A 13998-nucleotide genomic window follows, 5' to 3' on the forward strand; every position below is an offset into this window, starting at 1 on the left:
TGTTTGATCAGGGATTTAGACAACTATGAGAATTGAGCAAGAAAGCAGGTGATGGCTTTTGATAAATCTTCAAAATGTTTCAAAGATTTATCGGTCAAAGCATGGAGATGTCAATGCTGTCCAGGATGTCACCCTTACGATTAAAAAAGGTGAAATCTTCGGAATTATTGGATATAGCGGAGCTGGAAAAAGCTCCTTGATCCGTCTTTTGAACGGACTTGAACAGCCGACTTCAGGCACGGTTGAAGTAGCCGGCAGAACAATCAGTGAGATCAAAGGGAAGAAGCTGAGGAATGCAAGGCAGGAAATCAGCATGATTTTCCAGCACTTCAACCTATTGTGGTCAAGAACGGTCCGCGACAATATTGCGTTTCCGCTGGAGATCGCCGGTGTCAGCAAAGCAAAACGTCTGAAAAGAGTCGCTGAACTGATAAAGCTTGTCGGACTTGAAGGCAAGGAAAATGCCTACCCTTCACAGCTTAGCGGAGGCCAAAAGCAGCGCGTCGGCATCGCTCGGGCGCTCGCAAACAATCCGAAAGTTCTCTTATGCGATGAAGCGACATCAGCGCTTGATCCGCAGACGACTGACTCGATCCTGGGTCTTCTGTCCGATATCAATGAAAGGCTCGGACTGACCATTGTCCTGATTACTCATGAAATGCATGTTATCAGGAAAATCTGCCACAGAGTGGCCGTCATGGAAAACGGAAAGGTCGTGGAAGAAGGCGATGTGCTGAACGTATTCCTCAAGCCGCAGGAAGAAATGACAAAGCGCTTTGTTCAGCAGGTAACAGAACCGGTGGAAACACAGGAAACGCTGAAGCATTTCCTCGAAGAAACGACATCCGGGCGGACGATCAAGCTCACCTTCGTCGGTGAAGCGGCCGAATCGCCGCTGATCACACAGATCATTCGGAAGTTCGATGTTGAAGTCAACATCCTTCAAGGCAAAATCTCGCAAACTCAGGACGGCGCATACGGTTCATTGTTCATTCATGTCGACGGATATGAAAACGAGGTCAATGATGTGGTCGATTTCATCAAGAGCCGTCAAGTAGAAGCAGAGGTGATCACGAATGTTTGAAAAACTGTTTCCAAACGTAGATATGGAGCAGCTGTGGGAAGCTACGTATGAAACGATATATATGACAGGAATTTCCCTATTGTTTGCTTTTATCATCGGAGTGATTCTCGGTATGCTGCTGTATCTGACTTCAAAAGGAAACATTTGGCAGAATCGGGTCGTGAACGGTGTAATCTCGGCAATCGTCAATGTGTTCAGGTCTATTCCTTTTATTATATTGATTATTTTGCTGCTTGGTTTCACAAAGTTTTTAATGAACACGATCTTGGGGCCGAACGCCGCACTTCCGGCTTTGATTATCGCATCCGCTCCGTTCTATGCCCGCCTGGTTGAAATCGCTTTGCGCGAAGTTGATAAGGGCGTGATTGAAGCGGCAAAATCGATGGGAGCCAAAACATCGACGATCATATTTAAAGTGCTCCTGCCCGAATCGATGCCGGCCTTGATCTCTGGCATTACGGTTACGGCGATTGCACTGATCGGTTCGACGGCGATGGCCGGAGCAATCGGTTCAGGCGGACTCGGGAACCTTGCCTATGTAAACGGTTTTCAGATGAACAATCCCGATATTATACTCATCGCCACTATTTTCATCTTAGCTATTGTGTTTATCATCCAGTTTATCGGGGATTTTATAACAAATAAATTAGACAAACGTTAGGGAGGACATCAACATGAAAAAAGGTTTATTAACAGCTTTATTCATCATTTTTGCAGGCGTTTTAGCCGCTTGCGGATCTTCCAGCAGCGAAGGGGATAAAGACAGCAAAGTCATCACAGTCGGAGCGACGCCGACGCCTCACGCTGAAATCCTTGAAGAAGCAAAGCCGCTTTTGAAAGAAAAAGGCTATGAGCTTAAAATCAAAAATTTCACGGACTACAAACTGATCAACAAAGCGCTTGCAACGAAAGATCTCGATGCGAACTATTTCCAGCACGTCCCGTATCTTGAACAGGAAATGAAAGAAAATAAAGATTATGATCTTGTTAACGTCGGCGCGGTACACCTTGAGCCATTCGGCATTTACTCTAAAAAGTATAAATCTTTAAAAGACCTTCCTGACGGTGCAAAAATTATTATGAGCAACAACGCGGCTGAACAGGGCCGCATGCTTGCAATGCTTGAAAATGCCGGACTGATCAAGCTGAAATCAGGCATTGAAAAAGTGGATGCGACAGTAAAAGACATTGCAGAAAATAAGAAAAACCTCAAAATCAAAAATGATGTGGCGCCTGAAATGACAGCAAAAGCATACGAAGCCAATGAAGCTGACGCAGTGTTCATCAATGTGAACTACGCGATCCAAAACAAGCTGAATCCGAAAACTGATTCAATCGAACTTGAGTCTCCAAAAGACAATCCTTACGCTAACATCATCGCCGTCCGAAAAGGCGACGAAGATTCTGACAAAGTGAAAGCTCTGATGGACGTATTGCGCTCTGATGACATCAAAAAGTTCATCGACAAAAAATATGAAGGCTCTGTCATTTCTGTTTCTGAGTAAATGAAAGAACACCCCGGTTTCGAAGAAAACCGGGGTTTTTTCGCGTATTTTTTGAAAAGAGGCTCATAATAAAAAAAGACTACCAACTGAAAATGGAGGAACAAAACGTGAATCAGCATGAATCAGAAAGCATTATCGAATCTGCACTGCATGAATATAAAGCAGGGATCGGCATCTTTTCCGAAAAAATGCCCGGAATTGCCGCCAAATACAACGAATTTACCGAGGAATGCTTTAAAAAAGGCGCGCTCAGCGAAAAGGATAAGCAGCTGATCGCACTGGGCATCAGTGTGAATACTCAGGATGAATATTGCATTATTTATCATATCAAGGGCTGCCTGGATTGCGGAGCGTCGGAGGAAGAAATTCTTGAAGCAGTCGGCGTAACTGCGGCATTTGGCGGAGGCGCGGCCATGAGCCAAGCTGTCACACTCGTTCTGCAGGCGATGGAAGAATTCCAGCAAATGAAGCATTGATTTTTCGTCCGTGAAAGCATATTGAAAGCACACACATTTTTGCAGAGTTTGTATATAACTGGTACTATGTAAGAAAATCTCTGAAAGGATGATTCATTATTTGTTCAAGCCAAGATCAGCTTGACCTTGAATTCACGGCCGAAATGGAAAAAGCGATGCACAAGTCGCATGGAATGGGGTACGAAGAGTACAGCAGAAGCCATGTGAACCGGCTTGAAGTTGAGAAAAGACGTGAAAAGCAGTATCAAAAAAGCAAGCAGATCGTATCAGACTTACCCATGATCGGATAAAACGCGAGGGGGGCGGATGTGTCGATCCGTCCTTCTCCATGTTCTTAAAAGCCGCTTGACCATAATTAAAGGAAAAGGTAAAATTTAAATATGAATACATGATCATATATTGATTTAAGAGGGGGATTTAAAATGGCTCATTCTCACGGACATACAGGTCACAGCCACCATGGCAGCCGATCAGCAAATCAAAAAGCGCTGTTCATCAGCTTCGGTTTGATTTTTACTTTTATGATAATTGAAGTGATAGGCGGGATATTGACGAACAGCCTCGCTTTGCTGTCAGATGCGGGACATATGCTCAGCGATGCTGCAGCGCTTGGATTCAGCCTCTTGGCGTTTAAAATTGGGGAAAAGGCTGCAACTGCGAGCAAAACATTCGGCTACAGGCGCTTTGAAATTTTGGCTGCGTTTATCAATGGGATCACCTTGCTTTTGATTTCACTTTATATTTTTTGGGAAGCGTACAACCGCTTTTTCAGCCCGCCGGAAGTCGCCGGCAGTGGCATGCTCGCAATTGCAACGGTTGGTCTGTTCATCAACATTGCTGCAGCCTGGATATTAATGAAAGGCGACACAAGCGGGAATTTAAACATGCGGAGCGCTTTATTGCACGTCATCGGCGATATGCTGGGATCTTTCGGCGCGATTATCGCAGGCCTCCTCATGCTATTCTTCAATTGGAATATCGCCGATCCAATCGCAAGCGCAGCCGTCGCGGCTTTGGTACTTGTCAGCGGGTGGCGGGTGACGAAAGACTCGGTGCATATATTAATGGAAGGAAAACCGAAAGACATTGATGCGGAAGCGCTTAAAAACGGCTTGCTTTCCATTCCGTCAGTAAAGGAGGTTCACGATCTCCACATTTGGTCGATCTCATCTGATATGCCGTCATTAAGCTGCCATATCGTGGCAGACGAAAACAGTGACAGGGATAGAATCTTAAAACAAGTATCAAAATATCTAAGGAAAGAATGCAACGTGGAGCATGTGACGGTCCAAATAGAAGGGGAGCGCTGTTCCCGTCATGAATCGTGCAGCCTGGGATCAAATCGTTCCCGCTCGTAATTCGCGCTGTTTGTCGATAGCTTGTTGATTGCAAGGTGCGCATCTCTCGTCCGGGAAGTTTTCTTACCCCAATCTCTTTAAGAACAAAACGTTTTTTGTTAAACTTGAGAACATGTACACGAAAAGATAGGAAGACTATTGTTGTATTCACTTTTCATTTGTTATAAAATTAGAATGAGAATAAATTGAGAATGATGATTATATATATTGGAGGTATATTTCATGGCTGCTTCGACATTAACAATCAAAGATCTTCACGTTGAGATTGAAGGAAAAGAGATTTTAAAAGGTGTAAACCTTGAAATAAAAGGCGGGGAATTCCACGCTGTAATGGGACCGAACGGAACGGGTAAATCAACTTTATCCGCGGCGATTATGGGTCATCCTAAATACGAAGTAACAAAAGGAAGCATCACGCTTGACGGCAAGGACGTTCTGGAAATGGAAGTGGACGAGCGCGCTCAGGCCGGCCTGTTTTTGGCTATGCAGTATCCGAGTGAAATCAGCGGTGTTACAAACGCCGATTTTCTCCGTTCAGCGATCAACGCGCGCAGAGAAGAAGGCGACGAGATTTCTTTAATGAAATTCATCCGCAAAATGGACGAAAACATGGAATTTCTTGAAATGGACCCTGATATGGCGCAGCGCTACCTGAACGAAGGTTTCTCAGGCGGTGAGAAAAAACGCAACGAAATTCTTCAGCTGATGATGATCGAACCGAAAATCGCGATTCTTGACGAAATCGATTCAGGTTTGGATATCGACGCCCTTAAAGTCGTTTCAAAAGGAATCAACAAAATGCGCGGCGAGGACTTCGGCTGCCTGATCATCACGCACTATCAGCGCCTCTTGAACTACATTACGCCTGACCACGTGCACGTCATGATGCAGGGCCGCGTTGTGAAATCCGGCGGACCTGAGCTGGCGCAGCGCCTTGAGGCTGAAGGATATGACTGGATTAAGCATGAGCTTGGAATCGAAGACGAAACTGTCGGTCAAGAAGCGTAAGCGTTAGGGGGATAAACATGACATTGGAAACAAAACTATCTGTAGATCGGGAATATGTCAAAAGCTTCTCTGAGAAGCACCAGGAACCGGCATGGCTGCAAGATCTACGCTTAGAAGCGCTTGAAAAAGCCAAAGATCTGCCGCTGCCGAAACCTGATAAAACGAAAATTACAAATTGGAATTTTACACGGTTTGATAAGCATACTGTAGAAAATAAACCGCTTGATTCTTTGGATGATCTTTCAGATGAGGTCAAATCGCTGATCGATCTTGGAAATGAAGACAAAACGCTTTATGTCCAAAGAGACCAGACGCCGGCTTACCTTTCTCTTTCAAAGGAGCTGCAGGATAAAGGCGTCATCTTTACAGATATTCATACTGCGTTCCGCGAACACGGCGAGCTAGTCAAAAAATACTTTATGAAAGACGGCGTTAAAGTCGATGAGCATAAATTAACGGCATTGCATGCAGCCCTCCTGAACGGCGGAGTCTTCCTTTATGTTCCGAAAAACGTCGAACTGGAAGCGCCTGTGCAAGCTGTTTATGTCCATGAAAGCAATGATACAACGCTTTTCAACCATGTACTTGTTGTTGCTGATGACAACAGTGCAGTCACATATGTAGAAAACTACATCAGCACTGTGAACCCTAAGGAAGCGGTCTTTAACATCGTGTCAGAAGTGATCACAGGCGCGAATGCCCGCGTGCAATACGGTGCGGTCGACAACCTTTCCGCAGGGGTGACGGCTTATGTCAGCCGCCGCGGAACTGCACTCGGACGCGACAGCAAAATTGAATGGGCGCTCGGTTTGATGAATGACGGAGACACCGTTTCTGAAAACACGACAAATCTGCATGGAGACGGCACATTCGGCGATACGAAAACGGTTGTCGTCGGCAGAGGAGAACAGACTCAAAACTTTACAACGCAAATCATTCATCACGGAAAGCATTCAGAAGGCTATATTTTAAAACACGGCGTTATGAAAGATTCCGCATCTTCGATCTTCAACGGTATCGGAAAAATCGAGCACGGCGCGTCAAAATCAAATGCAGAGCAGGAATCACGCGTTCTTATGCTGAGTGAAAAAGCGCGCGGCGACGCCAACCCGATCCTGTTAATCGATGAAGACGATGTAACGGCAGGGCACGCTGCATCCGTCGGCCGCGTCGATCCGGTTCAGCTTTACTATTTGATGAGCCGCGGAATTCCAAAAGAAGAAGCAGAGCGCCTCGTCATTTACGGCTTCCTCGCACCGGTTGTCAATGAACTTCCGATCGAAGGCGTGAAGAAGCAGCTGGTCTCTGTGATTGAAAGGAAAGTAAAATAATGAATGCCAAAGATATTCGCGAACAGTTTCCGATTCTCAGCCAACAGGTCAACGGACACGATCTCGTTTATTTGGACAGCGCGGCAACCTCGCAGAAGCCGCGCGTTGTCATCGAGACGCTTGATGAGTATTACAACTCTTACAATTCCAATGTCCATCGCGGCGTTCATACATTAGGAACGAAAGCAACGGATGGATATGAAGGAGCTCGTGAGAAGGTCAGGAAGTTTATAAACGCGAAGTCTATGCAGGAAATTATTTTTACAAGGGGTACGACAACGGCCCTGAATATGGTTGCGCTCAGCTATGCCCGCGCAAACCTCAAGCCTGGTGATGAAATCGTCATTACACCGATGGAGCACCATGCGAATATTATTCCGTGGCAGCAGGCTGTCAAAGCAACCGGCGCCACGCTGAAGTACATTCCGCTTCAGGAAGACGGAACCATTTCCTTGGACGATGTCAGGGAAACGGTGACGGAAAATACAAAAATCGTCTCGGCTGCGCATGTTTCAAACGTTCTCGGTACGATCAACCCGATTAAGGAAATAGCCAAAATCGCGCATGACAACGGCGCGGTCATGGTCGTAGACGGTGCGCAAAGCACGCCTCACATGAAAATTGACGTCCAGGATTTGGACTGCGATTTCTACACGTTTTCAGCCCACAAAATGTGTGGTCCGACCGGGGTCGGGGTATTGTATGGAAAAAGAGCATTGCTTGAAAACATGGAACCCGCAGAATTCGGCGGAGAAATGATCGATTTTGTCGGTCTTTACGAATCGACTTGGAAGGAGCTGCCTTGGAAATTCGAAGCCGGCACACCGATCATTGCCGGTGCGATCGGATTGGGAGCGGCGATTGACTTCCTTGAAGACATCGGACTTGACGAAATATTGGCGCATGAACACCGTTTGGCGGCCTACGCCCTGGAGCGCTTTAAAGAGCTTGAAGGCGCGACTGTCTATGGTCCGGCCGAACGTGCAGGACTCGTGACATTCAACCTTGAAGACGTTCATCCGCACGATGTGGCAACCGTGCTTGATGCAGAAGGGGTCGCCGTCAGAGCCGGTCATCACTGCGCACAGCCTTTGATGAAATGGCTGAACGTTTCCGCCACTGCAAGAGCAAGCTTTTATCTGTATAATACGGAAGAAGACATCGACAAACTGATTGAAGCTCTTCAGAAGACAAAGGAGTATTTCACAAATGTCTTTTAATGTGAACTTGGATACACTGTATCGCCAGGTGATAATGGATCACTACAAAAACCCGAGAAACAAAGGGGTTTTAAATGACAGCATCGTTGTTGATATGAACAACCCGACATGCGGTGACCGAATCAGACTGACGATGAAGATAACAGACGGTAAAGTAGAAGATGCAAAATTTGAAGGCGAAGGATGCTCAATCTCAATGGCCTCTGCGTCCATGATGACACAGGCGATCAAAGGGAAAGACGTGGAGACCGCCCTTCAGATGTCACAGATCTTTTCAGATATGATGCAGGGCAAAGACTACGACGATTCGATCGATTTAGGCGATATTGAAGCACTGCAAGGCGTTTCAAAATTTCCGGCCCGGATTAAATGTGCAACATTGTCATGGAAAGCCCTTGAAAAAGGCGTTTCCAAAGAAAACAGCGATAACGAATAAAGATTGGAGTGAAAATGGATGGCTAAGAAAATGCCGGATATCGGCGAATATAAATACGGTTTTGCCGACAAAGACGTTTCCATTTTCCGTTCAGAGCGGGGATTGACAAAAGAAATCGTTGAAGAAATTTCACGCATGAAAGAAGAGCCGGAGTGGATGCTCGACTTTCGCCTGAAATCTCTTGAACACTTCTACAATATGCCAATGCCGCAATGGGGCGGAGATTTAAACTCATTGAACTTTGATGAAATCACGTACTATGTAAAGCCTTCTGAGCGTTCAGAAAGATCATGGGACGAAGTTCCTGAGGAAATCAAACAAACATTTGACAAGCTCGGAATCCCTGAAGCTGAGCAAAAATATTTGGCCGGTGTATCTGCGCAGTATGAGTCAGAAGTCGTTTACCATAACATGAAAGAAGATCTTGAGTCTCAAGGGATCGTCTTTAAAGACACAGACAGCGCCCTCAAAGAAAATGAAGACATTTTCCGCAAGCATTGGGCAAAAGTCATTCCGCCGACTGACAACAAGTTTGCGGCCTTGAACTCTGCGGTATGGTCCGGCGGATCATTCATCTACGTGCCAAAAGGCGTAAAAGTTGATACTCCGCTGCAAGCATACTTCCGCATCAACTCAGAAAATATGGGACAGTTCGAACGGACGCTGATCATCGTCGACGAAGGCGCTCACGTTCACTATGTAGAGGGATGTACAGCACCTGTTTATACAACAAACTCCCTTCACAGCGCGGTTGTTGAGATCATCGTTAAAAAAGGCGGCTACTGCCGTTATACAACGATTCAAAACTGGGCGAACAACGTCTTCAACCTTGTGACAAAGCGTGCGGTCTGTGAAGAAAACGCGACAATGGAATGGATCGACGGAAACATCGGCTCCAAGCTGACAATGAAATATCCTGCCGTTATCCTGAAAGGCGAAGGCGCGCGCGGCATGACGCTTTCTATCGCTCTCGCAGGAAAAGGACAGCATCAGGATGCCGGTGCGAAAATGATTCACCTTGCACCAAATACGTCATCCACAATCGTTTCAAAATCGATCTCAAAACAAGGCGGAAAAGTCACATACCGCGGAATCGTCCACTTCGGACGCAAAGCCGAAGGCGCCCGCTCAAACATCGAATGCGACACGCTGATCATGGACAACAAATCAACTTCTGATACAATCCCATACAATGAAATTTTGAACGACAACATTTCATTGGAGCACGAAGCGAAAGTATCAAAAGTATCTGAAGAGCAGCTCTTCTACTTGATGAGCCGCGGCATTTCTGAAGAAGAAGCAACAGAAATGATCGTCATGGGCTTCATCGAGCCGTTCACGAAAGAACTGCCGATGGAATACGCGGTTGAGATGAACCGTTTGATCAAGTTCGAAATGGAAGGGTCTATTGGTTAATATATAAAAAATGTTGAGGCGAACTTTTGAAGTTCGTCTTCTTCTTTTTTTCTAAGTATTTGTTTGATCTCTCTACAGCAGTGGGGATTGGCAGGGGAAACCCTGCTTTTTTTATTCAACAACAGGGAGAATAACTTATTTCTTAGAAGTAACAATTAACTTGCAGTAGGCATATAATTGATGACTGGAAAATAATAACTTTCGGAAATTTTCTGAGGGGGAAAATTAAATGGCTTATCCATCGGTCAATTATTCAGCCAACATCAACAGTTATTCAGACATTGCACGACACAAGGAATGCATAGCAAATGAGTTAAGGTATTACTACTCAAATGTAGTGAATCATGCCCGTGCAGTTACCTGCTTAACCGATGATCACACAGTTGTGATTATGCATTTAAGAATTGATCAATATCGATTTTAGGAAATTGTGGTTGTCGCAGGTCCGGATTATAATAAGATAAACCAAATTATTCCGCGGATTTGGAGCTTAATTAGCAGAGCGACTAATATTTGTGGTTAAGACTATTTTAAGCAACTTTAAACAAGGTGGTAGGGTCGTCCATCGGTTATAGCAGATTTCGATTTGTTTACCCGTCATCATTTTATGTGTTTGTGCACCGTAGATATAAACTATTGCCTGTCTTCAATTTTTATTGACAAGATGGGGGTATATCTACGGTTTTTTTTTTCGGCTTGCCGGTTTCAATTTTGAGTTATAATATCATACGGTTCGGAGGAACACTGGTTTGATAAGTGCGGTCAGAACTCTGACTCAATTTTATATTCTCTTAACGATTCTGTGACGATACGTTTCAACAAAAGAAACCGCATTTTATACTACCTTTTATCATACCAACAGATATATATAATCCTACAACTTTTCTGATCCCAATTTTATAATCCTAAAATTCAACAGTAAAAATGAATCAAATTGATCAGGTCAAAGAACCTCTAACTTTTAAAGATTTCTTAGAATGTTGTTGTGAAAAATTATTCTTTTATGTAAAATGATGACTATGAAGAAAAAGGAAAAACCTGCTGATATTTCTGAAAAATTATAATCTTACGAGAAAGGAAGAGGATAAGTGAGCGTAATACCATATGATTTGGTTGCGACGAAAATGAATTTTTGGTACACCGCCCTAAAAAACAATTGGCCTGGCAAGGCAGAAGATACTAGGAAAGAAGTTGAAAGAGAATTAGAACAAATGGAGCAAAATCAAGATGTGATTGTCTATTATAACTTATTGTTGTTTCGGCACAACCTTCAATTTGATTATATGTATTCTGATGCTGGAGGTAATTTAGCGAGTCGATTTGATGAGTTCAAAAAAATTCGAGATCAGAACAGCCTTGAAGGAATGTTGGAATATTACTATCAATTCTTCGCAGGTATGTATCATTTCAGACAAAAAGAATTGATACTTGCGTTGAATTTTTACAGGAATGCCGAGAAACAGCTTGATTCTTTTGATTGTGATGAGTTGGAAAAAGCAGAATTTTATTTCAAGGCATCAGAAGTTTACTATCATATGAAACAAACATTCTTTTCGATGAATTACGCGAACCGTGCATATAACATATATAAAAAATATGACACTTATGGGGAGAGAAGAGTTCAATGTCAGTTTATTCTTACAGGGAATTTAATTGACAAAATGTATCCAGAAAAAGCCTTAGTCAATTTACATAAAGCGCTTGAGGAATCCAATAATCTCGGTGCTGATCATTTAATTGGCTCATCGCATTTGAATCTCGGAATATGTTATAATCAGCTTGAAGAACTTGAAAAGTCATCCAATCATTTGAAGGAAGCCCTGAATCTATATAGGGATGGATATCTGAGTTTCTTGCCTAAAACACTGTTTAATTTGTCCTATGTTATGGCAAAACTTCGTAAATTGGGTAACGCAGAAGACGCATACCTTGAAGGGAAGGAAGTAGCTGAGAATAATAGGAATTTTGATATCCTTGCAAAGCTGGAAATGATTAAAGGGTTATACCTATCGTTCGATTTAGATTTAATCAGAGATTCATTCAAGTTTTTCAGGGAAAATGGCATGTATGCAGATATGGAAGATTACGGGGTTATAGTGGCTGAAGCTTTAACGAAAAGAGAAAAGATTTACGACGCTCTTGAGTTCTACCGTATTGCATATGATGCGAGACGACAAATTCAAAGGAGTGGGATAGCAAATGAAGGCTAAAATATTGCTTTGTGTTGTTTTGTTTATAGGGACTATAGGTATAGTAGGTGTTTCTGTTGCACAATCAGATAACGCTACATTTAAAGTCGCTGATAGACTACAATCCTAAGCACTCTCTGATTATTGATGTAATAATTTTGATATAAATTCAGTGCGCATTCCAGCAAATTAGCATGTCAAAACAGCCCTTCTCATTTTGCTAGAAGGGCTTTATTTTATTGGAATTCACGACTTGAACTAGCAATACATTATTAAATTACTTTTTTCTTTAATATATTGTCATTTAATGGGTATAAAATGAAGCGCGCCTTGTGTTCCAGGCAAAAGCAAATTTGTTAAAAAAATCGGGCTGCTATTCGATCGACGAGTATTTCCACAAGGCTGCCTGCAAGAAAAAGATCATCATGAAAATACCCATCTTCATCAACAATTTGTATACCTGTCTTAATCTTTTCACCTTAGCTTCATACATTTAAATCACCTCCTTTCACCCACTTATACAGTATTTATCCATTAAAAGAAGAACAGGATCTTCTTGTAAAATATCTTTATTAGATCATATTGTCATGTATAATGAAGGGTATAGCATGTGACATTCATACTGTATAAGAAAGGATATGACCAGTGAAAATGTTGAAAAAGGCTGTGTTGACAGCCGCTGTTTTCTTGCTGGCCGCATTTGCCGGGAGTACAGAAGCCTTTGCTATGCCTTCCAAAGGCGCGGTGAAATTCAGGACGGATGCCAATACATATACGAAATCAGCCACTTCGATCGTTGTCACTGGAAAAAGTCCTGTTACGGGAACGATGATCGCTGTCCGGCTGATCAATAAAAAAGGAACTGTCCTGATCTATCGAGATGTTCATTTAACACGCGGAAAATCTCATTTTCGGGTGAGCTTCCCGACGAAAAAGCTGAAACCGGGCAAGTATGACGTCTGGGTGGATGCTGTTAAAGGAAAGAAATGGCATGGGGAATTGAAGCGCTACATTGTCATCAAACATTGAGCTCCATTATGATGAACGGAGGGCTGTGTAATGACTGCCGTGGGTTTTTGTGTATTATTATGTTCTGCATTTATCCATGCATCATGGAACTACCTTTCAAAAAAAGCCGATGGAGGCGTTCCATTTATCTGGCTGTTCACAGCGATTGCAGCCGTTGTCTACACGCCGTTGGCCATAGGTGTTGTCATATATGAAAAGCCTGAGATCGGCATCTGGCAGCTTGCCATTATCATGGCGAGCATCCTTGCACACTTGGGCTTTTTTCTTGTTCTTCAAAAAGGGTACAAAAAGGGCGACCTTTCCCTCGTCTACCCTATTGCGAGAGGAACTGGCCCGCTGCTCACCTGCGTGCTGGCGGTCGCCTTTTTTGGCGAGTCATTGACGCTGCCCGCAATAACAGGGATTCTTTTGATTGTGATCAGCATTCTTTTTTTCACAGGGGGAGTCAAGCGGTTAAAAGAATCAGGCTCGCTCACACCGGTTCTTTACGGGCTGGCGGTCGGCGGTATTATTGCCGCATATACCCTCCTTGATAAAGCAGCGGTCAGCCGGTTTCTCATTCCGCCGTTGCTGCTTGATTATTGCAATACGCTCGGCCGTCTGATCATATTGACTCCTTTTGCCGCGAAAAGCTGGAGCGAAGTCCGCTTTGAGTGGAAGCATCACCGGATGGAAGCTGTCGGGGTGGGGGTTTTTAACTCTTTGGCTTATATTTTGGCGCTGAGTGTCATGGTATTTGCTCCGGTCAGCTATGTGGCACCGGTTCGGGAAATCAGCATTTTAATCGGAACGGTGATGGGGGCGGTTCTTTTGTCTGAAGGTTTCGGACGGCTTAGAATTGTCGCGGCTGTCTTTATGGTGCTTGGCGTGATATCGGTAGCCGTTGGTTAGGTTGTGTTCCATCGATGTGATCCGTTATATTTGTAAATAAACAGAAATGAAAAAG

14 protein-coding genes are annotated in these 13998 nt (G+C 43.9%); all 14 read left to right on the forward strand.

Annotation, left to right across the window (positions count from 1 at the left end; genetic code table 11):
• Positions 1-58 precede the first annotated feature (58 nt).
• The 14 genes from metN (at position 59) to M1E06_RS04325 (ending at position 13943) form a co-directional block, all read left to right on the forward strand.
• Entirely contained in the window at positions 59-1084 is a 1026-nt protein-coding gene (gene metN / locus M1E06_RS04260; protein ID WP_023856214.1) for a methionine ABC transporter ATP-binding protein MetN, read from the forward strand.
• Entirely contained in the window at positions 1077-1745 is a 669-nt protein-coding gene (locus tag M1E06_RS04265) for a methionine ABC transporter permease (RefSeq protein WP_003185053.1), read from the forward strand. Before metN ends, M1E06_RS04265 begins: the two co-directional genes overlap by 8 nt.
• Positions 1746-1758: 13 nt before the next feature.
• Positions 1759-2589: a methionine ABC transporter substrate-binding lipoprotein MetQ gene (gene metQ, locus M1E06_RS04270; protein WP_020452873.1), complete on the forward strand. Its 831-nt coding sequence runs from the start codon at positions 1759-1761 to the stop codon at positions 2587-2589.
• A 92-nt stretch (positions 2590-2681) separates the two neighbouring features.
• Complete coding sequence (locus M1E06_RS04275) at positions 2682-3065, forward strand: carboxymuconolactone decarboxylase family protein (RefSeq protein ID WP_031305044.1); 384 nt, start codon at positions 2682-2684, stop codon at positions 3063-3065.
• A gap of 143 nt (positions 3066-3208) precedes the next feature.
• Positions 3209-3355: a hypothetical protein gene (locus tag M1E06_RS04280; protein WP_020452871.1), complete on the forward strand. Its 147-nt coding sequence runs from the start codon at positions 3209-3211 to the stop codon at positions 3353-3355.
• 132 nt (positions 3356-3487) lie between these two features.
• Complete coding sequence (locus M1E06_RS04285) at positions 3488-4423, forward strand: cation diffusion facilitator family transporter (RefSeq protein WP_020452870.1); 936 nt, start codon at positions 3488-3490, stop codon at positions 4421-4423.
• A gap of 222 nt (positions 4424-4645) precedes the next feature.
• A complete protein-coding gene (gene sufC, locus M1E06_RS04290) occupies positions 4646-5431 on the forward strand; it encodes a Fe-S cluster assembly ATPase SufC (RefSeq protein ID WP_020452869.1) in 786 nt (261 codons plus the stop codon).
• Positions 5432-5448: 17 nt separating this feature from the next.
• Positions 5449-6762, forward strand: coding sequence for a Fe-S cluster assembly protein SufD (sufD, locus tag M1E06_RS04295; RefSeq protein ID WP_020452868.1), 1314 nt, complete (start codon positions 5449-5451; stop codon positions 6760-6762).
• Positions 6762-7982, forward strand: coding sequence for a cysteine desulfurase SufS (gene sufS / locus M1E06_RS04300; RefSeq protein ID WP_020452867.1), 1221 nt, complete (start codon positions 6762-6764; stop codon positions 7980-7982). The genes sufD and sufS overlap by 1 nt, the downstream gene beginning before the upstream one ends.
• Positions 7972-8418 carry a Fe-S cluster assembly sulfur transfer protein SufU gene (gene sufU / locus M1E06_RS04305; RefSeq protein ID WP_020452866.1) on the forward strand — a complete coding sequence of 149 codons (447 nt, stop codon included), beginning with the start codon at positions 7972-7974 and terminating at the stop codon, positions 8416-8418. The genes sufS and sufU overlap by 11 nt, the downstream gene beginning before the upstream one ends.
• A gap of 18 nt (positions 8419-8436) precedes the next feature.
• Complete coding sequence (gene sufB, locus M1E06_RS04310) at positions 8437-9834, forward strand: Fe-S cluster assembly protein SufB (RefSeq protein WP_035337663.1); 1398 nt, start codon at positions 8437-8439, stop codon at positions 9832-9834.
• Positions 9835-10922: 1088 nt separating this feature from the next.
• Positions 10923-12044: a Rap family tetratricopeptide repeat protein gene (locus M1E06_RS04315; protein ID WP_020452864.1), complete on the forward strand. Its 1122-nt coding sequence runs from the start codon at positions 10923-10925 to the stop codon at positions 12042-12044.
• A 624-nt stretch (positions 12045-12668) separates the two neighbouring features.
• Complete coding sequence (locus tag M1E06_RS04320; protein ID WP_023856206.1) at positions 12669-13052, forward strand: hypothetical protein; 384 nt, start codon at positions 12669-12671, stop codon at positions 13050-13052.
• A 30-nt stretch (positions 13053-13082) separates the two neighbouring features.
• Positions 13083-13943: a DMT family transporter gene (locus M1E06_RS04325; protein WP_020452862.1), complete on the forward strand. Its 861-nt coding sequence runs from the start codon at positions 13083-13085 to the stop codon at positions 13941-13943.
• Positions 13944-13998: the final 55 nt, after the last annotated feature.

This window comes from Bacillus sp. AK124, from assembly GCF_053903085.1.